At 68.0% G+C, this 24,465-nt stretch carries 22 protein-coding genes and 3 pseudogenes; 9 read left to right on the top strand and 16 right to left on the bottom strand.

Translation table 11 applies throughout. From position 1 onward, the window contains the following. Positions 1-485: 485 nt before the first annotated feature. Positions 486-2,582: a SpoIIE family protein phosphatase gene (locus tag ACWCQS_RS21275; RefSeq protein WP_451005856.1), complete on the bottom strand. Its 2,097-nt coding sequence runs from the start codon at positions 2,580-2,582 to the stop codon at positions 486-488. Between the two features lie 639 nt (positions 2,583-3,221). Continuing rightward, a complete protein-coding gene (locus tag ACWCQS_RS21270) occupies positions 3,222-3,344 on the bottom strand; it encodes a hypothetical protein (protein ID WP_450983481.1) in 123 nt (40 codons plus the stop codon). Positions 3,345-3,475: 131 nt separating this feature from the next. Between ACWCQS_RS21270 and ACWCQS_RS21265 the strand changes: the two genes are divergently transcribed. Next, positions 3,476-4,117, top strand: coding sequence for a carbonic anhydrase (locus ACWCQS_RS21265; RefSeq protein ID WP_451005855.1), 642 nt, complete (start codon positions 3,476-3,478; stop codon positions 4,115-4,117). Positions 4,118-4,158: 41 nt separating this feature from the next. Here ACWCQS_RS21265 and ACWCQS_RS21260 read toward each other — a convergent pair. After that, positions 4,159-4,389: pseudogene (locus tag ACWCQS_RS21260) on the bottom strand (Sua5 family C-terminal domain-containing protein); the annotation flags it as partial. A gap of 594 nt (positions 4,390-4,983) precedes the next feature. Here ACWCQS_RS21260 and ACWCQS_RS21255 point away from each other — a divergent pair. Next, positions 4,984-5,080 (top strand): annotated as a pseudogene (locus ACWCQS_RS21255). 64 nt (positions 5,081-5,144) lie between these two features. On the opposite strand, the gene ACWCQS_RS21250 reads toward ACWCQS_RS21255, so the two are convergent. Then, entirely contained in the window at positions 5,145-5,777 is a 633-nt protein-coding gene (locus tag ACWCQS_RS21250; protein WP_451005854.1) for an HNH endonuclease family protein, read from the bottom strand. A 626-nt stretch (positions 5,778-6,403) separates the two neighbouring features. On the opposite strand from ACWCQS_RS21250, the gene ACWCQS_RS21245 reads away from it, so the two are divergent. After that, on the top strand, positions 6,404-6,646 hold the full coding sequence (locus ACWCQS_RS21245; protein WP_451005853.1) for a DUF3761 domain-containing protein: 243 nt from the start codon (positions 6,404-6,406) through the stop codon (positions 6,644-6,646). Positions 6,647-6,858: 212 nt separating this feature from the next. On the opposite strand, the gene ACWCQS_RS21240 is transcribed toward ACWCQS_RS21245, so the two are convergent. The 4 genes from ACWCQS_RS21240 to ACWCQS_RS21225 form a co-directional block, all read right to left on the bottom strand. Further along, a complete protein-coding gene (locus ACWCQS_RS21240) occupies positions 6,859-7,356 on the bottom strand; it encodes a hypothetical protein (protein ID WP_451005852.1) in 498 nt (165 codons plus the stop codon). A 627-nt stretch (positions 7,357-7,983) separates the two neighbouring features. Further along, positions 7,984-8,178 (bottom strand): hypothetical protein, encoded by a 195-nt coding sequence (locus ACWCQS_RS21235; RefSeq protein WP_451005851.1) that lies wholly within the window; start codon positions 8,176-8,178, stop codon positions 7,984-7,986. Positions 8,179-8,438: 260 nt separating this feature from the next. Beyond that, the gene (locus tag ACWCQS_RS21230) at positions 8,439-9,035 is read right to left on the bottom strand and encodes an NADPH-dependent F420 reductase (protein WP_451005850.1); all 597 of its coding nucleotides are present in this window, start codon (positions 9,033-9,035) and stop codon (positions 8,439-8,441) included. Positions 9,036-9,076: 41 nt separating this feature from the next. Continuing rightward, the gene (locus ACWCQS_RS21225) at positions 9,077-9,895 is read right to left on the bottom strand and encodes an inositol monophosphatase family protein (RefSeq protein WP_451005849.1); all 819 of its coding nucleotides are present in this window, start codon (positions 9,893-9,895) and stop codon (positions 9,077-9,079) included. 124 nt (positions 9,896-10,019) lie between these two features. On the opposite strand from ACWCQS_RS21225, the gene ACWCQS_RS21220 reads away from it, so the two are divergent. Beyond that, positions 10,020-10,928 carry a LysR family transcriptional regulator gene (locus tag ACWCQS_RS21220; RefSeq protein ID WP_451005848.1) on the top strand — a complete coding sequence of 303 codons (909 nt, stop codon included), beginning with the start codon at positions 10,020-10,022 and terminating at the stop codon, positions 10,926-10,928. 326 nt (positions 10,929-11,254) lie between these two features. Here ACWCQS_RS21220 and ACWCQS_RS21215 read toward each other — a convergent pair whose 3' ends face one another. Both ACWCQS_RS21215 and ACWCQS_RS21210 read right to left on the bottom strand, forming a co-directional pair. Further along, positions 11,255-11,857 (bottom strand): hypothetical protein, encoded by a 603-nt coding sequence (locus tag ACWCQS_RS21215; protein ID WP_450983488.1) that lies wholly within the window; start codon positions 11,855-11,857, stop codon positions 11,255-11,257. Between the two features lie 91 nt (positions 11,858-11,948). After that, positions 11,949-12,911 carry a NucA/NucB deoxyribonuclease domain-containing protein gene (locus tag ACWCQS_RS21210; protein WP_451005847.1) on the bottom strand — a complete coding sequence of 321 codons (963 nt, stop codon included), beginning with the start codon at positions 12,909-12,911 and terminating at the stop codon, positions 11,949-11,951. Positions 12,912-13,770: 859 nt separating this feature from the next. Between ACWCQS_RS21210 and ACWCQS_RS21205 the strand changes: the two genes are divergently transcribed. Further along, a complete protein-coding gene (locus ACWCQS_RS21205) occupies positions 13,771-14,352 on the top strand; it encodes a phosphotransferase (RefSeq protein ID WP_450983490.1) in 582 nt (193 codons plus the stop codon). Positions 14,353-14,434: 82 nt separating this feature from the next. Next, positions 14,435-15,636, top strand: a protein-coding gene (locus ACWCQS_RS21200) for an IS3 family transposase (RefSeq protein ID WP_451005846.1) whose coding sequence is annotated in 2 segments (ribosomal slippage) — positions 14,435-14,726 and positions 14,726-15,636 — 1,203 coding nt in all. Because the reading frame shifts where the segments join, the coding sequence is not laid out codon by codon here. 340 nt (positions 15,637-15,976) lie between these two features. On the opposite strand, the gene ACWCQS_RS21195 is transcribed toward ACWCQS_RS21200, so the two are convergent. From ACWCQS_RS21195 to ACWCQS_RS21180, 4 genes are all read right to left on the bottom strand, one after another. Next, complete coding sequence (locus tag ACWCQS_RS21195) at positions 15,977-16,432, bottom strand: hypothetical protein (protein ID WP_450983491.1); 456 nt, start codon at positions 16,430-16,432, stop codon at positions 15,977-15,979. Positions 16,433-16,448: 16 nt separating this feature from the next. Next, positions 16,449-18,110, bottom strand: a complete 1,662-nt coding sequence (locus ACWCQS_RS21190) for a restriction endonuclease fold toxin-2 domain-containing protein (RefSeq protein WP_451005845.1) — start codon at positions 18,108-18,110, stop codon at positions 16,449-16,451. A 184-nt stretch (positions 18,111-18,294) separates the two neighbouring features. Further along, entirely contained in the window at positions 18,295-18,966 is a 672-nt protein-coding gene (locus ACWCQS_RS21185) for a hypothetical protein (protein ID WP_451005844.1), read from the bottom strand. A 658-nt stretch (positions 18,967-19,624) separates the two neighbouring features. Further along, positions 19,625-19,786, bottom strand: a complete 162-nt coding sequence (locus tag ACWCQS_RS21180; protein WP_451005843.1) for a hypothetical protein — start codon at positions 19,784-19,786, stop codon at positions 19,625-19,627. Positions 19,787-20,137: 351 nt separating this feature from the next. Here ACWCQS_RS21180 and ACWCQS_RS21175 point away from each other — a divergent pair, with 351 nt between their 5' ends. Further along, positions 20,138-21,367, top strand: coding sequence for an acyl-CoA thioesterase/BAAT N-terminal domain-containing protein (locus ACWCQS_RS21175; RefSeq protein ID WP_451005842.1), 1,230 nt, complete (start codon positions 20,138-20,140; stop codon positions 21,365-21,367). 643 nt (positions 21,368-22,010) lie between these two features. Here the strand turns inward: ACWCQS_RS21175 and ACWCQS_RS21170 are convergent. Together ACWCQS_RS21170 and ACWCQS_RS21165 are read right to left on the bottom strand one after the other, a co-directional pair. Next, a pseudogene (locus ACWCQS_RS21170) lies at positions 22,011-22,196 on the bottom strand (transposase); the annotation flags it as partial. Then, the gene (locus ACWCQS_RS21165; RefSeq protein ID WP_451005841.1) at positions 22,192-22,863 is read right to left on the bottom strand and encodes a hypothetical protein; all 672 of its coding nucleotides are present in this window, start codon (positions 22,861-22,863) and stop codon (positions 22,192-22,194) included. The pseudogene ACWCQS_RS21170 and the gene ACWCQS_RS21165, both read right to left, overlap by 5 nt. A 246-nt stretch (positions 22,864-23,109) precedes the next feature. Between ACWCQS_RS21165 and ACWCQS_RS21160 the strand changes: the two genes are divergently transcribed. Together ACWCQS_RS21160 and ACWCQS_RS21155 are read left to right on the top strand one after the other, a co-directional pair. After that, positions 23,110-23,301: a ferredoxin gene (locus ACWCQS_RS21160; RefSeq protein WP_153546330.1), complete on the top strand. Its 192-nt coding sequence runs from the start codon at positions 23,110-23,112 to the stop codon at positions 23,299-23,301. Next, on the top strand, positions 23,298-24,422 hold the full coding sequence (locus tag ACWCQS_RS21155; protein ID WP_451005840.1) for an NAD(P)/FAD-dependent oxidoreductase: 1,125 nt from the start codon (positions 23,298-23,300) through the stop codon (positions 24,420-24,422). The genes ACWCQS_RS21160 and ACWCQS_RS21155 overlap by 4 nt, the downstream gene beginning before the upstream one ends. Positions 24,423-24,465 lie beyond the last annotated feature (43 nt).

The following is a 24,465-nucleotide window of genomic DNA, read 5'->3' as shown; positions in this document are numbered from 1 at the left end:
TCGCCGGTGGGCTCATGTGGCGTACTGGTGCTGGCCGGTGTGGCGCAGGCGGCCGCGGCCCGAGTGACGACAATCAGATCTGCAGCCCGGGCTGCGATCAGGCGGCCTCTTCCTTCCAGGGCCGCCAGCCGCGCAGGTCCAGGTCGGTATCAAGGACGGCATCCAGGCGCGCGCCAACGGTCAGCCACATGCCGGGCAGATCCGCTCGGGGAGCAACCGGGTGTGTAGGTTCCTCTTGATCATTAGCACTGGGCCCTGCGGGAACGCCAGAATCCGGGCTTCGTGAGCAGCGGCTGTGTCGGCTAGTTGTGAGCAATTCGGACCCGACGACTGCGGAGGGTGATTACTTTGGGCGCTGCGGGCCTCCGCCGTGTGTGGGCAGGAGTAGGTGAGCGCGCGCCTGGTGGGGGTTGCCGGTGGTGCGGCGGGTGGGGTGGTGGTAGCGGGGTGGTGTCCGTGCTGGGTGCGGCCTCGGGATCCGTGCGTCACGGGGCGCGCCTGCCTGGGAGCAAGGGCCTGGTTTGGGCGATGAGGAGGGCGACGTCGTCGTGGTCGTCGGGGTGCCGCAGGGCCTGCACGAGCCACCGGCAGGTGTCCTCCAGCGGGCGATCGAGTCCGGCGAGGGTGCGCAGGAGGGTATCCAGGCGTTCGTCGATGGGGTGGTGGCGGGTTTCGACGAGGCCGTCGGTGTAGAGGACGAGCCGGTCACCGGCGTTCAGGTCGAAGGTGGTGGTGTGGAACGGGAATCCGCCGACGCCGAGGGGCGTCCCGGTGGGCAGATCGAGGAGTTCGGGAGGTTGGCTGGTGCGGATGAGGACGGGCGGCAGGTGTCCGGCGTTGGCGATGCGGCACTGGTGGCGTTGCGGGTCGTAGATGGCGTAGATGCAGGTGGCGATGTAGTGCTCGAGTCCGCGGGTGATCTTGTCGAGGTGCTGGAGGACTTCGTCGGGGGCCAGGTCGAGGTCGGCGAAGGCGCAGGTGGCGGTGCGCAGGCGGCCCATGGTCGCGGCGGCGTCGATGCCGTTGCCCATGACGTCGCCGACTACCAGGGCGGCCTTGTCGTCGGTCAGGGGGATGACGTCGTACCAGTCGCCGCCGACCTCGGCGGATGCCTGGGCGGGCTGGTAGTGGGAGGCGATGTCCAGGCCCGCAAGCTGCGGCGGGCGTCCGGGCAGGAGGCTGCGTTGGAGGGTCTCGGCGGCGTTGCGGATGCTCTGGTGCCAGCGGGCGTTGTCGATGGCGACGGCGGCGCGGGCGGCCAGTTCGCCGGCAAGGATGACGTCTTCGTTGTCAAACGGGAGCGGGTTGCGAGCGCGCAGCAGATCGAGCGCGCCCAAGACCTCGTTGCGGGCGATCAACGGTACGGCGAGGTAGGAGTGGACTCCGGCGCGGGCGAAGGTGGCCGCGGCGCCGGGGGTGCGGGCGATGTGCTGGAGATCTTTCTCCCCGGCGTGGGCGACGATGACGGGCTGCCCGGTGTGAACGCATTGGGTGATCAGGCGGTCGGCGCCGTATGCGGCCAGGTCGCCGGCTTTCAGGTAGGTGGTGGCCGGGGTCGGGTAGGCGGCGGCCACGGCGAGTGCGCGGAACAGTTCCGGGCCCTCGTCGGGGGATCGGGCGGTGCGGTGGAAGGCGAGGATGGCGTCGAGGACGTCGACCGCGGCGATGTCAGCGAGATCGGGGACGGCGACCTGCGCCAACTCCTCGGCGGTCTGCTCTACGTCCAGCGTCGCGCCGATGCGGGAGGAGGCGTCGGCGATCACGGTCAGGCGCCGGGCGGCCCGGTCGGCTTTGATCGAGGCCCAGTGACGTTCGCTGACGTCGACGAGCGATGTCGCGACCCCGATCACCCGCCCGCTGGGTGTTTCGAGCCGGTAGTACGACACCGACCAGGCGTGATCGTTGCCCGGGTCGGCGGGGGTGCGGCCGACGGTGTACTGGTCGATCAGCGGCGTCCCGGTGACGAGGACATGGCGCATCGCGGACTCGATGGTCTCCACATCGAGGAACGGCAGGATGTCGTGGGGGTGGCGGCCGATGTGGTCGGCGGCGGGGATGCCGTTGATGGCTTCCAGGGCTGGGTTGACGAGGAGGTAGCGCAGGTCGGTGTCCAGCAGGGCGATGCCGATGGGCGCCTGGGAGACGAGGCGCTCGGACAGGGCCAGCTCGGTCTCGAACCGCTCCAGGGTGGTGTGGTCGGCGGCGATGCCCAGGGCGTAGATGTCGCCGCGGTCGTCGAGGAGGCGCATGTTGCGGAACTCCACCAGACGCGTGCTGCCGTCCTTGTGCCGGATGGGGAATGCGCCGGCCCAGCTCGCTCCGGTGCCCATCACCTCGGCGAACAGCTTGATCACCAGGTCCCGGTGCTCCTCGTTGACCAGTAGCCGGGCCGCGTACTTTCCCAGGGCCTCCTCGGCGGTGTAACCGAACACCTCCTTGGCCTGCGGGCTCCAGAACACGCACCGCCCTTCGGCATCCAGGACGACCGCGGCCACACTGAGCAGATCGAGCAGCCCTGCCGGCGGCGACGGCCCTGCCTCGCGGTCCCGCTTGGTGTCCCGGAGCCGATCCTGTGCACCCATCTGTGAACGGTCCCTTCGTCCGGAGCCCGGGGCTACGCCTACCGAGAGCCTGTCCCTCCATGCTGCGCCCCGAATCCAGCGGTGACGATGCCGGAGCCGGCGGAGGCTCACGGACACGCTTCCCGTCCGGCACTGGCCCGCTCGCGGCCGACTAGGGATCAGGAGGAACACGGTCCCAGCACCGTGCCGGTCGGGGCGGTCGGGTCATGGCGTCCAGGCGGACGACGGCCATGGCGATGTCGTTGCCTGCGCTGCCGGTGAGGTCCAGGCCGGCAAGGAGGGCGTCGGCGAGGTGCTCCGCACCGAATCGGTGCAGATGCCCAGCGTCGAGGTGAGGCGGGTCAGGCCGGCGTCGATGTCTCACCGCGGCGTTCGATCAGGCCGTCGGATTGTGCGTTTGTGAATCACGGAGGTGTCTGTGCACGTGGCGCAGGGGCACGGGGCGGCTGCACCGCTGGGAGGACGGTGCAGCCGGGCGGGCTGTCCCGCAAGCCGCGCAGGACCCGCGGGCGCGGGCGCCGCCGGAGAATCGAGCCCGCCGCACCGCCCGTCCGGGCGGTCATCCTGCGGCCCATCCGGCCGCTGGCTGGCTGCGGCACGCCAGCTCCGCACCACCGGTTCCCCGAACAGCTCATAGACTCACCTGGGCAGATCCCGCACCGCGACGGACACCACCGCGAGGATCACGGTGGCCACCGCGATGGCGACTATCACCGCCCGTCCGTTCCACGACGCCAGCCGCTTCGTCGCGTCTTCATGCATGCCGGCATCGATGTGACTGTCCGACCAGGGCGGGAGCCAGTACACATCCAGCGAGGCCGTAAAGGGCTCCGGATCAGCGTTGTGAGCATCCACGCACTGCCAACGAACGATCCGGCTCGTAGGCTTCGGCCATGACCAAGATCAACACCCCGACGCCCCACGACGCCTTCGAGTTGTTGTTGGCCGGCAACGAGCGCTTCGTCGCCGGCACGCCCGAGCACCCGAACCAGGACGCCACCCGCCGAGCCGAGATCGCACCGTCCCAGCAGCCCTTCGCCGTGCTGTTCGGATGCTCCGACTCCCGACTGGCCGCCGAGATCATCTTCGACCGCGGCCTGGGCGACCTGTTCGTGGTCCGCACCGCCGGCCACGTCGTGGGCCCGGAGGTGCTGGGCAGCATCGAATACGGCGTGGACATTCTGGGCTGTCCGCTGGTGATCGTGCTCGGTCACGACTCGTGCGGGGCGGTCGGCGCGGCCTGCGCCGCCCTGGAGGACGGCATGACACCGGCCGGATACATCCGGGACGTCGTCGAGCGGGTCACCCCCAGCGTCCTGGCCGCACGCGCCGCCGGACGGGTCGAGCCACAGGAGATCCTCGCCGAGCACATAAGGCACACCGTCGACCTGCTCCTGGACCGCTCCCGGGTCCTCGCAGAGAAGGTCACCGCCGGCCACGCCGCCGGGGTGGGCCTGTGCTACCGCCTGGCCGACGGCAGCGCACAACTCGTCGCCGCCCAAGGCCTCGACGCGGCGGTCCCTGCCGCGTCCTGACCACCCCGGCCGGAGCCGCGCTGCGGCTGCGCTGGTGCCGGTCACACGGTGGACCGGGGCCCTGCGGCGCGGCGGAGCCGGTTGGCGATCGCCAGTCCCAGCCCCTCCTCCACCGGCAAGGAGGCGACGATGAGGCCGCACCCCTGCTGGTCGAGTTCGCGCAGGAACCCGTACAGCCCACGCGCGTAGTCGGCCGGCGAAGCGGGGATCGCCACGACGGCGTGCGCCTTCACCGGAGCGTCGGCGAAGGAAGAGGGAAGAAAGACACCCACCACGCGCTACCCCATGTGATCAAGGAATCACGGAACATTAGGTTTCACGAGGTGTCAGGTCGGGACCGCCCTATGACCGCTCCAGCCCATGTAGAGGCCGGGACAAGAGGCAGCAGAGGTGAAGTGCCCGGTTTTCCTTGCAATCCCCACCGCGACCCCGTCATATGGATGCAGGACGCTTCGGTGTCGCCCTTCCATCCGGAAGAGGCGCCCCCCGTGCCGATAACCAAAGGGGTGCGCGCCAGACCGTACCCGCCTGGCCTGAGCTGAAGGCCAGGCGGGAACGGAGCGTCCGAACGGACGCAACGACCGTAACGCAGGGCACCGACAACGCCCCGCTGCGCACAGGCGCCGTCAATCCCGGCCGTAGGACACGCCGTATCAGAGCGGTGATCCAATCGGTCGGCAGGCGGTGCCGGTAGGCGTCCACTCGTGATCACCTCGCGCTCGTGGGGGCGTCTGGCCGCCACCGCATCGTCTGGCCATCGCCTCAGCACCAGCGAGTTCCGTCAGGGACACATCAGTCCCCTGTCAGCGACCCCTGTCACTCTCTTTCACGTGAACGGCCCGGGACTCCACTGGGGGCCGGGAACGGGAGAGGTGCCCGGAGTGGTTGATCGGGGACCAGCGAGCACGCCTCGAGGTCGGACCCCTTCACGGGTCCACGCAGGTTCGAATCCTGCCCTCTCCGCCCCAATTCAGGGCCGCGCTCACCGACCAACTGCCCGGTGAGCGCGGCTGATGCCGAGGACGGGTCAGTTGGTGCAGGTGTCGAGCATCGAGGACAGCGCCGTCTTCTCCTTGTCGGTGGTGGTCAGCTTCCAGATGGACTTGATGTGGGTGTAGTCCTCGGCGTACGTGCACCAGAAGGCGTGGTTGGTGGGCTTCCAGTCGGCCGGCCCGCTGTCCGACTTCGAGGAGTTCGCGGACTCCGACGCGATGAGCAGCTGGGGGTCTTTGAGGTCGTTGCCGAAGGCCTTGCGCTGATCCGGAGTCCAGGTGTCGGCGCCGGAGCGCCAGGCTTCGGCGAGGGGGACCATGTGGTCGATGGTGGCTTTGGCGACGTCGGTGACGGTGGTGTCGTCGTAAACGGAGTACCAGGTGCCGGAGGCGGGCTGGCAGTGGTCGGGTTTGTCCTCGACGTTCTTGCCGTCGCGGGCGAGGACGTCCTGGCGGGTGGTGCAGCCGTCGGGCTGGGTGGACCAGATGTCGAACTTGTCGCGGGCGTAGCCGTTCATCGAATGGGGTGGGGCGAGGGTGAGCGCGGCCAGCTCGCTGCGTGCCGTCTGCAGCGGCGGCGGTGCGGGCGGATCGGCGAGGGCCGGGGCGGCACTGACACCGACCAGGAGCAGGCCGGTTGTGGGCAGGCCGACGAGGATGCGGCGCATGAACTCTCCATGGTGAGTGGGGGGTTGGAAATGCGCATACGAGATAACCGCAGTCAGTCAACAGTTCGCTACGCGCGTGGACTGGATGCGACAACTCCCCCACGCCGCCTTCACCCCCACCTCACGGCTCCAGGATGGGCAGGGAGCGCAGTGCACGGGAGGCGGAGGGGGTAGATCCCCGGTCAAAGACCGGCGGGCGGACGTAACCGGCGCGGGTGGTGGGCGTTGCGTCCTGTATGGACGAACTTCTTGATCCCGCCTTCGCTGTGCCGGAGTTGTACGAGCCGCGTCTGCCACTGCTCACTCTTAACGGAGGCTCACCGGCTGCTGGACGTCCTGTAGCGCTTCGGCACGACGGATCACGACTGGAGCGCCCAGGCTCGCCACTTCGCCGCCGAACTGGCAGTCCGTGTCCCGTCACGCGACGCCTAACGGTTGGACCACCCTGCTCTTTGAGGAGACGCGTCGCGACAGCTCCGGTCGGGGCCGCGCCAGCTCCGCAGCCCGCCGCCGCATCCAGCAATCCAATACGGCACGTAAGCGGTTGAAATCAGGATAGAGTCCCCCTGCATTTGCTCGACTCCAAAGTGGGGGTTCCTTTGCGTGCTCGTCTTGCCGTCTCAGCGGTGGCTGTCGCCGTGGCCGGTGTCTTCTTCAGTGCACCGGCCGCGTTCGCGGCGACCTTGCCGTCGATCAACACCGCTCACCACTGCATCCACCACACCATCGGCGTGTGCGGCTGGACGCACCACCAAAAGCCCCGGGACAAGTACGAGACCGCGAAGTGCGTGGACACCTCGCTGTCCTACTCGCGGCACTCGCAGGGCACCTGCTCCCACCACCATGGCGTCCGCTACTGGTTCAAGTAGACGGCCACGCACCGCAGGTCGCCTCCTCCGCACCCGGAGAAGCCGCCCTTCGCACTGTGGGCCCGGCCTATAAGCCAGCCGGCCAGCTACCGTCGGGGGTTCGGTGGCCACCGCGGCGATCGCGATCGCCACCACGAGGGTCACCGCGATCGTCGCGGTCGCGGCCCAGAAGACGACCGAATCCGTCAGCTGTCCGCTGTGAGTCACAGCGACTATCGACCGCGGTTCTGGTAGCGGTAGTTGTAGTAGTCCTTGCTGCCGACCAAGACAGAGGCGACGTACCTCGGAAGACCGTCGGAATCCCGCTCGACCTCCTGTGAGGTCTGCCGGGTGAAGCCCAGCGACACCCCGGGGATCACCGGGTACTCGGGCTGCGACCTATCGACCGTCCAGCCCCGCTCGGCGGCCCGCTGGAAGAGTTCCTCGGCAGGGGTGGTGAACACTTCGTCCCCCTCGAGAAGCACGCGTGTGGTGGACGTGCGGCCCTCACCGGGCCACCACAGCTCGATCGCGGTGACCTGGGTCCCGCCCTCGGCCAGGGCCTTTACGCCGAGGTGGTCGAGGGTCCAGGACGCCTTCGCCGAGTTCCGGCTCGGGCGCCGCAGTACCCGGGGCTCGGCCCAGTCGGGCATCGCGACGAGCGCCTCGTCGAGCGTCATGCCCAGCAGGATCGGCGCGACTCCGCGCGGCGGGTCGAGTACCAGATCCATCGCTTAGTCCCTCAGCCCTTCACGGCGTAGTAGGCCAGGACATCCTGGCCCTGCCCGCTGAGCCGGGCCACCCACACAACCGGCCCGCCTTCGTACACGGACAACTCCGCGCGTGACTGCTTTCGCAGCCGGGCGGGCGCCGAACCGCCTCACCGAGGGAGGCAAATGAGTGAAGGCATGCTGATTCTTCAGTCCCGTAGTCCCGTCAGCCCCTTGGATCCTGCCCAGAGCACTCTCAGCGGCGAGGAGTCAGCTCGATGAAGGTTGGGTCAGGATGCCCCCGCGGCGACGGCCTGTGTGTTCCTTCAGTCCGCTTGCGGCTCTCTCGACAGGTCAGTCCCGTCAGTCCCGTTGTGCGCGGCCATGTCGATGTCGTTCACCGTCCGGCTGGTGCTATCTCCGTAGTCCGGCCCTTCTGCGACTGCAGGGTCTTGGCACCTACCTTGCCCGGCTGGACGTACGGCAGCGGCCGGAGCCGCTGGCGCTTCGGCCGCCGAGGCAGGAGCGGGCACAGGCGTGGGCCCACTGAATGCTTCCGGCACCGGCCCCGAGTCCCGTCTTGTCGAGGTGGCCGTACACCGTCGACCTTGGCACGCCGAACATGGCGGCGATCTGCTGGACGGTCTTCTACCGCTCGTCGTAGAGACGTTGGGCGAGCGGGGCTTGGTCCTCGGTGAGCTTCGGTCGGCGCCCGCCGACCCGGCCGCGGGCCTGTGCGGAGGCGAGCCCGTCATTGGTGTTCGCCACGATCAGCTCGCGCTGGAGCCCTGCCAGTACGGACAGCATCCCGAGCATGGCGCCGATCGCGGCACCGATCCCCATCGGCTCGCGGCCACGCCGGACCACCTGGGTCGTGCGCGGCTTCGGCTGCGCCGTCGCGGCACGGTCGCCGCCGTTCTTTGCGCCGCCACCTTGGCAGCGCGCAGGGCAACGTGGGCCAGGTCGACGCCGCTGAGCTGCGGGTTCTCGGTCATCACGCCGCCTACCGGGCTGAGCAGAGCCCGGGCCGGTCGCTTGGCCGGCGGTCGGCGACGTATCTGTTCTGGATGTGGGCCCGGCGGGGGCGGCGCCCTGTGTGCGGATCAGCGGGCGATCGAGATCGCGAAGGGCGCGAATCCGCTGGACCGAATCACGTGCGGTACGAACAGTATCGCGGCCTCTGTGGCGCGGGCGGTCTGGATCCCGCCGAGATCAGTGATCCACTCCTTGCGCCAGCCGAGGTTGATGAGCAGTTCACGGACGGTCTGCTTGGCCTGCGGGTCGTCGCCGGAGAGGAAGGCGTCGGGCGCCTGGGTGAGCGTGGCCGGTGCGGTCATCACCGGGAAGAGCATGGTGTTGAGTGCTTTGACGACGCGCGTTTCGGGGAGCGCGTCTTGGAGTTGCTCGGCGAGGCTCGAGCCGGGGTAGATCAGGTCGGCGGGCAGTCCGTCCGGTCCGTCGACGGTGGCGTTGGAGACGTCGACGAGGATCTTGTCGCGCAGTTCCTCGCGCAGAACTGCGAGCCGGTCCAGTGAGCCGGCTCCCGGGGTGGCGTTGATGACGATGCGGGCCGTCCGTGCAGCGTCGGCGGCGGCGCCCGGCGTGCGGTCCGCCACGGTCACCTCATGCCCTTCCCGGGTGAGGGCTGTGGCCAGGTTGCCGCCGACGCGGCCGTTTCCGAGAACTGCGATCGTGGTCATGCTGATCTGGTCCTTCCGTGCGTGCAGGTTGTGGTGCGTGGTCAGCGTGAGAGTGTGGCGACGGCCTCGGCGTGGACGCCGGGCGCGGCCGCCAGGAGGCTCTCGCTCTGCGGGGTCCAGGGGCGGCCCTCGGCGTCGGAGATCTGTCCGCCGGCCTCGGTGACGAGCAGCGCCCCGGGCAGCAGGTCCGCGCGGGCGCCGGCGAACTGCCAGAAGGCGTCGATCCGGCCGGCGGCCACGTTCAGCAGGTGCAGGGTCGCGGGCACGGCGGTGCGGACGACGAGCGCGTCGAAGAGCATCGCGGTGATCGAGGAGCCGACGCGCCGCACGACCTTCTCGTCCTCGTCCGGCCGGGCCTGGCTGGTGGCCACGATGCTCAGGCCGAGGTCCGCGGTCTGGGAGACGTGCAGCGGCCGGCCGTCGAGGTAGGCGCCCCCGCCGGTGAGCGCGGTGTAGGTCTCGCCGGTCAACGGCAGGTGGACCGCGGTGAGCACCGGCTGGTTCTCACGCACGAGGGTGGCGGTCACCGCCCACTCTGGCAGGGCGTGCAGGTGGTTGACGTTGCCTTCGGCCGGATCCACGACCCACCATTCGCCTGGCGGCAGCGCCCCGCCGTCCAGTTCGTCCTCCACCCAGCCGGCGTCCGGGCGTAGGCGCGTGAGGCGGGGGCGCAGGATGTCGAGGGCCGTGGCGTCGTTGGCGGCGAGCGCGCGCATCAGCTCTTCGCGGGTCTGGTAGCGGACCACATCGCCGAAGCGCTCGCGCAGCACCGAACCGGCCGCGCGCACGGCGATCTCCGTCTGGCCGAGCAGGTCGGCGTCGGAGGCGGCGACGTCAGTGGTCTGAAGCATTTCGGACATGGTGAACTCCCTTTTGAGAAGGAGGTGATGGGCCGTTCGAGCCGAACTGTGCGCTCTGGTCTCGAAGGTATACAGCCCCTTGATTAACTTCAAATGCATGTAAAGCACGACTAGGATTACTCACATGCAATTGGATTTGAACCTGCTGGCCGCGCTCGACGCACTGCTGGAGGAGGGCAGTGTGGCCGGGGCGGCCGCACGTCTGCATGTCACCGCCCCCGCGATGAGCCGGAGCCTGGGCCGAATCCGGCGCACGACCGGGGATCAGATCCTGGTGCGCACCGGCCGCACGATGACCCCGACGCCGTACGCGATCGCCGTCCGGGAACAGGTGCACGAGCTGCTGCACCAGGTCCAAGGGGTGCTGGCACCGAGCCGTGAACTCGATCTGGCAACGTTGGAGCGCACCTTCACACTCCGCTGGCACGATTCCCTGGTCGCCTTGAGCGGCCCCACACTGCTCTCGGCCGTGCGTGAAGAGGCGCCAGGCGTGCGATTGCGCTTCATCGCGGAATCCAGCATCGACACCCCCGAGTTGCGGCGCGGCGAGGTCGACCTGGAGGCGAACGCCCACCGCCCGAGCGCACCGGACATCCGTGCCGAGAACGTGGGCGAGACCCGTCTCGTCATCGTCGTGAGGCAGGGGCACCCCCTCACTCGCGTCAGGACCGTCACCGCAAAGCAGTACGCCGCCGCTGAGCACGTCACCGTCTCGCGACGTGGAAACCTCAGCAACGCCCTCGACGACGCCCTCGCGCGGCTCGGCCTCACCCGCCGCGTGGTGGCGACCGCGCCCACAGAAGCGGCCGCGCTGGAGTTCGCGCGCGGCTCCGATCTCCTGATCAGCGTCCCCGAAGCCACCACACGGTCAGCAGTCGCCGACCTCGGCCTGGTCGTGCTCCCCCTCCCGCTCGAACTGCCGTCGGCACCGATATACCTGTCATGGCATCAGCGCTACGACACCGACCACGCCCACGCCTGGCTGCGCGGGCTGGCGCGAACCGCGCTGGCCATGGGCGGAGCGTCGTCGTAGTCGGCGCCGTCCGGCCGCTTCACCCCTTCAACGTCAGCAGCGGCTTGTCCGTGCGGGTGCTGGCCGTGAGGGCGGCCAGACCGACGCCTGCGGCTCACGATCGCGGATCTGTGGGCTCTGCTCACTCGGTCGGCTCTTGGCCGGTGAGCAGGTTGAGCAAGCCGGCGGGGCGTTGTCGCCGAAGATGAGCTGGTGGTTGTTGTCGGATTCGGCGGCGAACCGGGCGCTGCGGGAAAAGAGAGCCTGCTCGTACTCCGCAAGGGCGGCTTCGAGGTCGTCGGGGTGTGCGGCGATGACTTTGCCGGCGCACTGACCGTTGACCCGTTTCAAGAGCCGCCCAGGTCGTCGCCCCTCAGATGCACCGTGTAGTCGACCCCGTACTCCTCAGTCTGGCGTGCCATGGCGGTGGCGTACTCGGTGCGTGCCTGGAGGTCTTCGTCGCTGATGGGCGGGTGTACAGGGTCGGTGGGCTGGGCGGGCCACAGCTGGATCAGGTGGCGCTCGCCGCGGTCCCCGATGCCGGGCTCGTGGTCGTCTGCGTGGCAGTACATCCGCATCCTCACCCACTGCTGTGGGTCAGGTGAGGGCGGCATCCGGATAGCGGGCTGGTCCTCGGGCCATGCGTCCGTAACGTTGCCGGGGTCGAGGAGCTCCAGGTGGATGGGCTCGCCATCGCACAGCAGGCTGACCTCTTCCGCGGGCTCCCACTGGTTGCCGGCTTCCGGTTCGGGACGGCTGTCATGGACCTGGACTGTCATCTGCAAGGGGCCTGTGTCGGTGGTCGTCAGGACCACAACACTGGAGTTGTCGACGGGTCCGCAGCGCCACCCGTACGGCATCTGGGCCGGGTAGCCGTCGTGCTCGGCGAACCCGAAGATGTAGCCGTCTTCACCGAGGTCGACGGTGAACACCGACTCCTGCACCAGCATCAATCGCCCCCTACTTTGAGCACCGAGAGGTGCCCCTCCCCTTATGCCCGGGGAAGGACACCCCACGGTGTAGCACACCCAGTGGCCAGGGTCAGACGATCACGTAGAAGGGGTCGTGATCCATGACGTGGAACTGGCGGCGCCAGGTGGTGATGGCACCACCCTGGCTGTTGTTCTCCTGCTTGTTCACCCACGTGATCGTGCGCTGGCTCGCCGGCAGGTTCGTGCCGCCCTCGTAGGTCGAGGCGAAAGGGTACTCATCGCACGAGGTACGGCCGGCGCGCTTCATGTCCGGCGGGACAGTCAGGTTGCACACGGCGCCGCGGTTCTTGGCCTTCTGCTTGTCGTTGATCATCCAGTGCAGAGGCTTGCCGCCGTTCGGGTCGCCGTAGTGACCGCCGCGGGCGCGCAGCGCGCGGATACCCTCGTTGATACGCGGCTGTTCGAGCAGGGCGAGACCGGTCGGCACCTCGGGGATGGCGCATCCGGTGGTGGTGCCGAAGAAGTTGTCGCACCGGTAGACGACGGAGTCGTAGCCGGTGGTGCCCGGGGTGTAGCCGGGCTTGGTGAAGGTGTACGTGTAGTGGGTCTTCGCCTTGGGATTGATCTTCTTCTTGGCGATCGGGCCGGTCGTGTAGTTGACGCTGCCGTTCGCCGGGCCGCTGCTGAGGATGTGGCCCTGCGAGAAGTGGACCGTAGCCTTGGTGCCGCCACCGGAAGCGGCCGCGATGTCGACGGCCACGCCCGCGCCGGCCCGGGTGGTCTTCGCCTTGGAGACAGTGAACTTCTCCGACCAGTTGGCCGACTTCGCGTTCAGGGCCATCTGGTGCTTGACGTCGAAGTCGACGGTGCCTTCGATTTCAGGCTTACCGTCGATGACCTTGATGACGTCGACGTGGATGGTGACCCACTCGCACTCGCTGTACCGGTTGATCGTGATCTTGTTGACGGTACAGGTGGCGTTGGACCCCGGTCGGGCGAGACCGTTCACCTGGGACTGGGCCGAGCCGACGGTCACCCGAAGCTGTCCGGCACCACCGGGCTGGTCAGCCACGGCAGACGGAGCAGCCGTTCCCAGCAGCCCCAGCGCCACAGCCCCGGTCGTGAGCAGCGCTCTGAATTTCAAGTTGTACCCCCTGTGTTGAACGCAGTCGACAGGGGGCTGCTATGGCAACTCCACGCCACCCCCGTCGCGTTGGCGGCATACAAGCACGCCCGACACAGAGGATGCATCCCAATTTGATCCAAATCAGCCAGAGATAGCACCTGGTTCGACCGTGAAGCAACGCTGCGACCAGCGGCAAGCGTCACCGCACGAACACGCCCAGCCACTTCCAGGCCGATCTGATCGGCCTGGAAACGTCCGTCAGGCCGTCGGCTCCGCTTCCCTGCCACAAGCCGCCATAGCCTGCGCACGCCGGAGCGGCCCCTGCGGACGGAAACCGCCGCCTCAGCCGAGCCCGAGCCGACTAAGCGCGGTGGTCCAGTCGGTGGCGATGGCTTGCTGTGCCGCGACGAGGGAGACCTTCGGTCGGGCCTCGCTTCCCGCGTCCCCAGTGGAGGAACAGGGCCAGCGCGGCCAGGACCTTGCCCATGCCGGGGGCGAAGAGGCCACCCGCCAGTGGTGGCACACCCTGGTCACCGCCCGCCGCGAGTACCTGTCACGGGTGTAGACGTTCAGCTGGCCGCGAGCGCACCAGGGCCCGACGAGAACAAGTTATTGAGAATTCGAGGTAACGATCGGGCAGGGTGGAGGGATGCCTGAGTCGTCCTTGCCGGGAGGTTTCGTCAATGCCGTCGTGCGTGTCGGGGACACAGTGCACCGTCCGGCCTCTGCTCGCACGAGGTTTGTGGGTGATCTGCTGAGGTCGCTCGAAGCCGGTGGCTGGAGCGGAGCTCCGCGGGACCTCGGCGTGGACAAGAAGGGCCGCGAAGTGCTCAGTTACCTTGCTGGCCATGTGGCGTGCGAGCCGCGACAGCCTGCCGCCGTGTCGTCGGACGAGAGTCTGGTGGCGGTCGCCCGGCTGGTGCGCGAGTTTCACGACCTGACTGCCGGCACTGCTCTGGCTGGAGAGCACGAGGTCGTGTGTCACAACGACCTGTCGCCCAAGAACACGGTCTATCGGCTGGTCAGTGGCTCGCTTCGGCCGGTGGCGTTCATCGACTGGGACCTGGCAGCGCCGGGCGCCCGGATCCATGACGTCGCTCATTTCTGCTGGCAGTACCTCGGTCTCGGCCCTGCCGTGGTCGATGTCGGGGAGGCGGCCCGGCGCATGAGGCTGATTGTTGACAGCTACGAAGTGTCGGACCGGCACCGTCTTGTGTCCACGGACTTATGGTGGCAGGACCGGTGCTGGCGGGGCATCGAGGCCGAGGCCGACGCGGGTGACGTCGCCATGATCCGGCTTCGTGATGCCGGGGTGGTGAGGGAAGTCCAAAGGGCGTATCAGTGGGTTTCCGATCACCAGGGTGCTTTGGAACGCCTACTGCAGTGAGCGCGTGACGGTAGTCGGGCCTTGACCCCTGATCTTGGACACACGAGACACTGGATCCTGAGGATCTGAGAACGGACATCTCGTGGTCATGAAGAACTATCCGCCGGAGTTCAAGGCGGACGCGGTCGCGCTGTACCAGTCGCGGCCCGACGCGACGATCAGGCAGGTTGCTGCCGATCTGGGGATCAACCCCGAAACCCTGCGGAACTGGGTCCGGGCGGCTGGCGCGAGCCGGCCCCGGGGGCGGCAGGCGGAGGCGCCCGCCGAGCCGCCCACGCCGCTGGAGGCAGAGAACGCCGCTCTGCGGAAGAAGGTCCGTGAACTGGAGGAGGAGCGCGAAATCCTGCGGAAGGCTGCGAAGTATTTCGCCGGGGAGACGCGCTGGTGAACCGCTTCCAGTTCGTCGTCGACCACCAGCGCCGTTACGGCGTGAAGCGGCTGTGCGCCATCCTGGGCATCGCCCGCTCCAGCTTCTACTACTGGCGCCGGACGGCCGAAGACCGGGCGGCCCGGCAGGCAGCCGACGCCCGCCTGGCCGCCCGGATACGGGCCGTGCACCGCGAGTCGGACGGCACCTACGGCGTCCCCCGGATTACCGCCGAGCTCCGCGGGGATGGCGAGCGGGTCAACCACAAGCGGGTCGCGCGTGTGATGGGGAGCATCGGCCTGGCGGGCGTGCGGTTGCGTCGCAGGCACCGCACCACGGTTGCGGACCCGGCCGCGGTGAAGGCGCCGGACCTGATCGGCCGCGACTTCACCGCCAGTGAACCGAACACCAAGTACGTCGGCGACATCACCTATCTCCCTGTGGACGGCGGGAAGTTCCTCTACCTGGCCACCGTCATCGACCTCGCCTCGCGCCGCCTGGCCGGCTGGGCGATCGCGGATCACATGCGCACCGGTCTCGTCACCGACGCCCTGGCCGCCGCCGAACGCACCCGCGGCAGCCTCGCCGGAGCGGTCTTGCACACCGACCACGGAGCCCAATACACCAGCCGGGCATTCTCCGACGCCTGCCGCAGGGCCGGCGTCCTGCAGTCGATGAGCGCGATCGGCTCCAGCGCTGACAACGCACTCGCCGAGTCATTCAACGCGACGTTCAAACGCGAGACGCTCCAGGGCCGCAAGACCTGGTCCAGCGAGCGCGAGGCCCACCTCGACGCGTTCCGCTGGCTACACCGCTACAACACCCGACGCCGTCACTCCAGCCTCGGACACCGCAGCCCGATCGCCTACGAAACCGCCTCCCGAACAGCACCAACTACGCTGACACCAGCCGCATAGCCCGTGTCCAAGATTCGGGGTCAACGCCCGTCAGTCCGGGCCGTGGGACGGCTTCCTGTTCCACCCGTCAAGGTACGGGCGAGCGTCCGACGGTCTGACCTTACGGCCCGCGCGGGTGACACAGTGGTGAACGCCCCCGCAGCCGGCCTCATGGAGCCGCTACGGTGATCACGACCGCTGTTGTGGTCTTCGAGAGGAAGCCGCTTTGCGTCTCACCCACCCGGTGCGGACGATGCTGGCCGTCCTGTCCGCGCTTGCCGCCCTGGCTTCCAGGCCGCGATCTGGAACTGGTGGTACTGCACGGGCACGGGCTTGCGGCCCGTCGGTGTACCGGCCAGGGTCACTCGGTCCCGGCAGATGCCAGGTGTTGACGAAAGACGGCCTCGATCTCGGACGCGCTACCCGTCGCAGGCAGCGCAGAGGGAGTCTCCACCCCGTTGGCCATGACGAAGCTGCTCAGGAACCGCACACTGGCCGGTGAGGGCACGAAGGAGTCACGAAGCCACTGGGCGAACAAGGCCGCCTCGCCGACGGTCACGTCGATGAGGGTGATGTGCGCGTAGTCGGGTGCGGGCATGGCTGCCGTACCGGCTACGAAGACGCCCGGCGCCGCCTCGATCTCAAAATCGAGGACAGGCACGCTCCGCAAGGAGGACACCGTAGCTTCCAGGAAGGCCCCAGGAAACGCTCGGTGCAGTGCGTCGCGGAACATCTCCAGGTTGGCCTGCCACGCTCCGGGATTGTTCTCGGGGGGAGCGAAGACGAAGTTCGACCTCGGGCTGTACTCGTCTGCCACGGGAAATCCTTCAAGCTCAGGGTACGTATCGTGCGGACCCGGTGACGCCGGTCATAGCCATCATCGACTCCCAGTACGCCGCGTTGTCCTTGCCATTGGTCACGATCTCAAGGCCGCGGACCTCCCGGTTCGCGGGATTGTCCATCGCGCTCTGGTACCGCCGGAGTTCTGTCTCGTCACCCCGGTACATGCCGTCGACCACCGGGTCCCACTTCACGTTGCCCTTGTCATCGACCTTGACTGGCTTGGCCAGAGTCTCGTTGACCCGCTCGATGCTACGGAAGCTGCGCTTCGCGCAGTCGGGGTCCTGTACGTGTTTCGCCTCCACCAGGTAGCCGTCCGCGGGACGTATGCCGTCCACCATCAGCCCGCGCGTGCGTCCGGGCAGGGGGACTTCCCTCTCGGGATACCCTGCGGTACGCAGTTGGTAGGCGTTGTTCGGATTGGCCGGGCCTCCGCCGCCGGCGAAGCCTCCGGTGTTCAGCGAGTTCATCCAGGTTCGGAACTGCGTCTGCTCGGCCGGGGTGAGCAGACGAGTGGTGCCGGGTTCCGGTGGAATCGGGTCCTGGGCAGGGATGGCCGGGTCGACCCGGTTGACCATGGGCAGGATGCCGGGGATCTGCCCGGGATATGAGGCGATCGTGACCGGCACAGGGTTCGGCACCGGTACCGGGAGCAGTGGCGGCCCGCCGGGCCAGCCCGGCGGTTGGTCCTGGCCGTGCGGCAGCTTGACCCGCTTCTGTGATGTGTCGAGAGCGTGGGCGACGTCGCCGAGGCGGTGGATCCACGGGTCGTCCAGCACCAGGTTCAGCAGCCCGCCGTCGTCTCCGTTGCCGCCGAACATCGGTGAGTCCCACGGCATGTCGACGTGGAAGATGTTGGCCTTGTCGTCGAGGATCTGCCTCTGGGCGCGCTCGACGTGGTCGGCGTACTGGTCACAGGCCTTGGCGAGCTGGTTGCAGGCGGCCACGAGGTTGGCGACCAGCGTCTCATCAGGGCTGGCCTGCTCCGGCGGGGCCGCGAAGCCGACGAAGTTCTTGAAGTACCAGCGGAAGGCGTCCGCGGCCTGCCCCGAATGCGCCTTGTCCGCGGTGTGGGCGTAGACCTGCGCGTCCTCCAGGAAGCGCAGCATCATCTTCCCGCCGGCCCGCCACGAGGTGGCGACATCGCGCAGCTTGTCCGGCGAGCCTCGAAACCGGTCGCTCATCCCTGCTGGGGCGTACTGGTCGTACCAGGCCGTGTCACCGACCACCTCGGGCAGATCCTGCCCCCGGTCGATGAAGCTCTCAGGGCAGTCCGCCCCCGGATCTCCCATGCCGGCGGTCAGATCCACCTGCTTGCCCAGGATCGCGGAGGCGACGCTGCTCTCCCGGGCCATGAACTCACGCGCGTTGCGCATCAGGCCCTTGCCGGTCTCGCCCATCACGTAGGCGCTGAAGCCCATCTTGTCCAGCGTCGTGGCCGCCGCGGGCTTGTACACCTTGGCGAACGCATGGCTGGCGTCGTCGTCCCCGGCCATGCCGTGCTGCCGGTCCAACTCATGGAAGAGAGCGATCGTGGTGTCCCGGGCACCGATCATGACCGTCGTCACCATGCCCATCGAGGCCTTGATCATCCCTTCGGCGATGACCTTCAGGTCCGGCGGCATCCCCACACGCATCTCCCCCTGCCTAGACATGACCGTCCACGATCACATGGATTCCGTTCTACCGCATAGTGATCACCCAAGCCCAGCTCGGCACTGCTGTCACGGCCCGCCACGTGCGGCGGCCAGTCAGGAGCAGCCGCTGGCAGCTCTGTTAGACCAGATCCAGGGTGGTCAGCACGCCCGGATTCGGCTCCTGTGACCGGAAACTGTGGCCTCAGCCGAGCCCCAGCCGACTGAGCGCAGTGGTCCAGTCGCTGACAATGGCCTGCTGCGCGGCTTGGAGGGTCACCTTGCCGGAGCAGACCGCGGTGTGCAGCTTGGTCTCCACCGGGTCCTTTTTGTTGTTGATGCCGCTGCCCGGCTTGTGGCCCGGATCGGCCGGCTCTACCCAGAGATTGCGGGCGTCGTTCGGGTCGCCGCCGAGCTGAAGCGAAAGAAGATGATCATACTCGGCGTCCCCAAGGCTGCCCTTGTAGCCGTAGGAGGCGGCGTTGGCCGCCTTCTCCTTGCGGGTGATCACCTCCGGCGGCCGGATGTTCTTGGTGTAGCCGCCCTTGCGGCAGATCGTCGACGCCAGGTTCGCCTGCGTCACCGCCGGCGAGATCGCACCCGGCGTGCACGACCGGTCTTCGAGGGGCTCGCCCTTCTCGTACCGGTAGTGACAGCTGCCTGCGGGCGGCTGCTGCTGCACCGTGTACGTGGTCTGCGGCCCCGCACCCACCGGGATCTTCCCCGTACCGGCGGGCACGCCACTACCCGCCGGCCCCGCCGCCGACGCTCCGCCCTTGTTCGAGGTGTCCGGCCCGGAGTGTGAACCGGATGAACAACCCGCCAGCAGCACAAAGGAGAGCAGCACCGGCGGCACGGCGCGGCGGATGGAACCCATGACGTCTCCTCACGAACGAGCGACAACTGGGCACATGCTGCCCCACCTGGAGGTCCTCCTACCGCCCACCCCCGGGCGTACGGAGGCTCGGAGACTGGCGCACCCGTGCCCACCGCCTCCGCTCCGCCTGCACCCTGACGCACCTTGAGATCGCGGCTCCGGAGCCGTCTTGAAGCTGAATCACAGCATGCGGACATGAGGTCGGTGCGCGATGATCGCCATGTCTGAGACGGGAGTGAGCGTCCGGTTGGCCGCTGTGGATCGTGTCGGATGAGCAGTACGCCCCGGCCCGACCCAAGGTCCGGGTGCACCTCTACCTTGAGCCCAACGCCGCGCAGCTTGTCCAGATGGCGAAGCAGGTCGCCGCGGGAACCCTGAAACTCGCACCGGAACCCCTGCCGCTGAGTGAGGGACCGGCTGCGTTCGCCCGGGTGGTTACGGACGGGCCGGCGGTAAGAAGATCGTGCTCACCCTGCCGTGACCCGACCGGGCATCGCCCGATCCCGATGCTGGGCCACGGTGTCCGTCAGGCGCCTGACCAGCACGTACGGCGGCCCGCGAACACACCAGGGTGCGGTGATCTTGTCTGGGAGGTGCGGCTGTTGCTCGTGGGCGTCGACGCTCCCTGCCCGGGAGAAAGACTGCGCGCTCTGCCCTCTCAGCCGTTTTGGCGCTTCGTCCGCGGCTGTCGAGCGACGTTGTGGGCCGTCATCTGCGCCACCACCTTGTCGTGCAGCTCGCGCAACACCTCCAGCTCGGCCGGCAGTGGCAGCGTCACCGCGGTGTAGCCCTTGCGGCGGGCGAGGATGGGCCAGTTCACCGCTGTGTTTCTCCCATATCCGCACGCTCAGCGAGGCCCGGCTGGTGTGCACGGGGCCGCCGGCGGCCTCCCGTTCGGCGATCACGCGGGTGGGGTTGCCGTAGAGGCGCTGCAGCGGGCCAGCCTCGGTGGGCAGCGGCACATGCCGCACGGATGCTTCGGGGCGGGTTTGTGTGTCGGCGGCGTGCAGGCCTTGTCCGTCCATCTCGCGATCATGGCCGAGTCGAGCCTGCCGACTTCGCGCCGCCTTGACTCCCGCAGCCACCAGTGGCAGACCTAGTGGATCATTCCTGAGGCGATGGGGGCAAGGTGTCTCAACAGCGGCCACTGCGGTGGGCCTGGGGCATAGCGATGTCCTTGATGGTCGTGTGGGGGGCGGCAGGGTGTTCATCGGCGGCGCCTGTCAGTACCCGGGCCGTCATCGACGTGGACGCGCCAGTAGCCCTGGCCGATCAACCCATACACATAAGGATCACGGACCTCGCACCGCATGACCAGGTCGCCGTGGGCTCCTCAGCGACCGCGTACAACGGCCAGGTCTGGGGAGCAAAGGCAACCTTCACCGCGGACGACGGCGGTGTCGTCGACCTCACCACGTCGCGGCCGGCGTCGGGGACCTACAACAGGGTCGACGGCATGGGTGTGTTCTGGTCGATGAAGCCGCCCTCCAGCGATCCCGATCTATCATTCTTCGCCCCCCTGTACCCCGATCTCGCTCCCTCGTACAAGGTGCGGATCAGCGTCACCGCGCACGGGCGCTCGCTGGCGGGCCGTACCCTCACCCGCGAATGGGCAAGGCCGGGGGTCCACAGCAAGGACCTGTCCCTGCCGCACGACAAAGTACTCGGGAAGCTGTTTCTGCCCCCTCCGGGTACCCCGCGCCATCCGGCGGTGCTGGCCTTCGGCGGATCGGAAGGCGGAATCGGCATGCAGTTCGAGGCCGCTCTGCTGGCCTCCCACGGCTACCCCACGCTGGCGCTGGGCTACTTCCGCGCGCCGGGGCTCCCGGCAACTTTGCAGGACATCCCGCTGGAGTACTTCGCGACCGCTGCGCACCTGCTGGCATCCCAGCCTTCCACGGATCCTGCCCACATCATCGCGATGGGCTATTCGCGCGGCACCGAAGCCGCCCTGCTCCTGGCCGAGACCTACCCCCATCTCGTCCATGGAGCTGTCGTGTACTCGCCCTCTTCCACCGTCGTCTCAGGCATCCCGGACGGTAACGCTTGGACTTACCAAGGGAAGCCGATCTTCCAGAGCACAATCCCCCTGGACCATCTCAGTGGGCCGCTGCTGTCCATCGCCGGCGCTGACGACGCCTTGTGGGCGTCCCCCGCCTTCGCCAAAGCGATCGCTGCCCAGCTGAACGACAACCACGACCATCACCCTCATCAGACCCTCATATACCCAGGGGCAGGGCATCAGGTAGGGACCTTTCCCTACCTTGCAACGGGCATCACCGCGGTCGACCCCCGCACCGGCCGGGCCCTCAATCTCGGCGGGAGCCGCGCCGCTGACGCCGCCGCACAGGAGCAGGGTTGGCCCAAGGTTCTCGCGCTCCTCGCCAGCGCCCAACGATGACGACGATTCGACCGCAGCGATCCAGGCAGGAGACGCACTGCGGTTGTTGCTCAGCCATCGGCGGAGTTGACGGCAACGACCGCACACCGGTGCCGAACCGCGCTGTGTCCGCGCATGCAGATGGGCCCGCCCTGGGCAGCGTCTTCCTCATCGAAATTGGCCAGCCGTGGAAGCCCACTCCCCCCAATCGTCAGCCGACATGAGGCCAGCAGGCCGGACATCAGCCTGGCTGGATGGTTCCCGGACCGCGCGCAGCGCCGCGCTCACCCGAAAGACACGTTCAAGCGGCGCAGACTGGATCTTCGTCGTAACGTCACAGTGCCTTGCGCTTACGACAGGACGGCCAGGGCCTGGGCGGCCCCCATTCACCGCGCCCTGGGCAAGGGGGCCGCCCCTCTCCTCGCGTCCACCGCCACCGGCTACTTCGGCCCGATCTCGTCACTGCGAGGCTTGGGGCTGAGCCGGTTGCGAGGCAACCCCCCGCTTCAGGGCGCCAGCTCGGACTGACCGTGGTTTTGCATGACGAGCTGATCCCCGCACCGTGCCGCCGTAGTGGTCGTGGGCCAGTACGAGCCAGCCGCTCTGGTTAAAAGCTGTCCCGTAAATGATCTATGACGTGCCAGGTGGCCTGCTGATTTCTGCGTCACCCGGCAATGACGAGGTTGTGCAGGCGGGCGATGCCGAGCATGGCGTGGTGGACGCCGTCGCCCTTGAGGCGGCAGTCACGCAGGATCTTCCAGGTCTTCATGCGGGCGAAGGCGTGCTCGACGCGGGCGCGGACTTTGCGGTGTGAGGCGTTGTGTTCCTCCTTCCAGGCCGGGAGTTCACTCGTCAGGCAGCAAACCTGTGTCTTCTCCCCAGGACTTGAGACCACGGCCGGCGATGAAGCGGTACGAGCGGTTGTCGCTGCAGACGAACACATCACGGACCAGCGGCGTAAGAAGGGCGCGCTGCTGAACGAGCTCCGGGGCGTCCAGGAGCGAAACAGCCGCAGCAATGGCCGCTTCCTGAACAGCAAGGTCCGGTGCGTGGAGGAATGCAGAGACAGCCTGGAAGAGCCCGGGACGCAGTGCCCGGACCTGGACGGACTCTGGATACTCCTCCAGGCAAAACCCCGCGCCTGCCATGTGCGCCTCTGCCTCGCTGTCGACCTCGATGGCCACCGACGTCACCCAGTCCAGCAAGGCAGCGCGCAGCGGCAGGGCTCGGCCGTCACCGTCGACCACAACGGTGCCCGTGCTCGGGTCGCTGAGGATCGCCGCCACATACGCTGCCGCAGGCACGGCCGCGGAGCAGATCGTGTTCTGGTGATGCACCGGGTCGTTGAGGTGCTGCAGTGCCCTGGCCTGTGTGCCAGCGTCGTCCGCCAACAGTCCGGCCAGCCGAGCAGGGGTTCCTACGGCCGATCCACGTGCATGTTCGAGTGAAGCCCAGTCGGCCCCCGCCAACAGATCCCATGGGTCTGGCAGCACATCGTCCACATCCGTGATCGTCACACGTCGAGTATGGCGGTTGCTCCCACGCCTACCCCTGCCACCTCATGCGCATTGCGGGACAGCTTTTAGCGGGGCTTCGACGGCTTATTCATTGGTTTGGCCGATGCCACATATCGCAGCTACCTGTTGGACCTTTTGCCGCAGGTCGCCATAGCGTTCACAACCACCATCTCAATTCGTTCCGACGGCGGGTTACCGCTGTCGATCACAGGCTGCGTTCGCCGAAGAACTATGGAGGTGAAAGCAATGGAGCTGTCACTCCAGCAGGGCCGATGCGAAGGGTACGGGCTCTGCGAGGAAGCTGCGCCCACCGTCTACCGGCTGCCGGACGACTCCGACGTCGAACTGCTCTACACCACGGTGCCCGAGGAGCTCGCCACCGAGGCAGCTGCCGGCGCGCGGGCGTGTCCCGTCGCGGCGATCAAGCTGAGTCGGTGACCGCCACGAACGTGGTTGTAGTCGGCGCCTCCGCCGCGGGTACGGCCGCAGCCGAGGCGATCCGGAACGCCGGCCACGACGGACCGATCACCGTGATCGGGCAGGAGAGTGACCCGCCCTACACCCGCCCCGCCCTATCGAAGGCCTTGCTCCACGGCACGAGCACCGCGGAAGACGTGTCCTTGCCATCGCCTCGGGAGGGCATTGCGCTCCACCTGGGCGTGCGCGCGCTCGGGCTGGACCGGTCCAGGCGCGAGGTCCACCTGTCGGGTGGGGAGACTGTGTGCTACGACAAGCTCGTCATTGCCACCGGAGCCCGCGCCCGAACATTCAGGCCCGACGGACGGGGCGAGACCGTGCTGCGGTCGCTGTCCGACGCCCTGGTTCTACGAGAAACGCTCCATCGGATCAACTCCGTGGTGATCGTCGGGGGAGGCTTCATAGGGCTCGAGTTGGCCTCGGCGTGCGTGGCGGCCGGACTTAGTACGACCGTTCTCGCGCGCGAAAACGGTCTCGCGTCGGGCCTGGGCCCCGAGATGTCGGCGTTCCTGACCCGCGCCGCGAGAACGCATGGCGTCGATGTGCGGTGCTGCGTCGGTGAGGTCACGCTCGAGGGAGACCCGGTGCATGCAGTCCGCACGGCGGACGGTATTACGCTCGAGGCGGACCTGGTAGTCACTGCGATCGGGTGCCGCCCGAACACCGACTGGCTCACTGACTCGGGAATCCCTGTCGACGGGGGCGTCCTCGTCGATGGCCGATGCCGGGTGGATGCCGACATCTCGGCTGCCGGTGACGTTGTCCGCATGGGTGGCGGAGCCCGCACACCGTTCTGGACCGCCGCGTTGGACCAGGCCCGAGTTGCTGGCGCCGCGCTGATCCGGGGTGATGAGGTGGCGCCCTACACGTCGTCGGAGTTCGTTTGGACCGAGGCGTTTGGGATGACCGTCAATATCCTTGGCCCCCTCCCGGTGTACGGCACGGCCGAGGCCCTGGCCGGGGAGTTGGGGCAGCGCTCCGCGCTGCTGCGGTGGCGTCGAGGTGACCTGTGCACCGTCGCCGCGATTAATCATCGGATTTCGCGTCGCAAGCTGCGGAGCCTGATCGGCCAGGACGCGTAGCAACGGGCTAACAGCAAGCGTCCAAAGAAACGCAGCCACCGAA

The organism is Streptomyces sp. NPDC002076 (genome assembly GCF_053593835.1).
The sequence above is the reverse complement of the archived record's forward strand: the minus strand, read 5'-3'. Positions and strand labels throughout refer to the sequence as shown.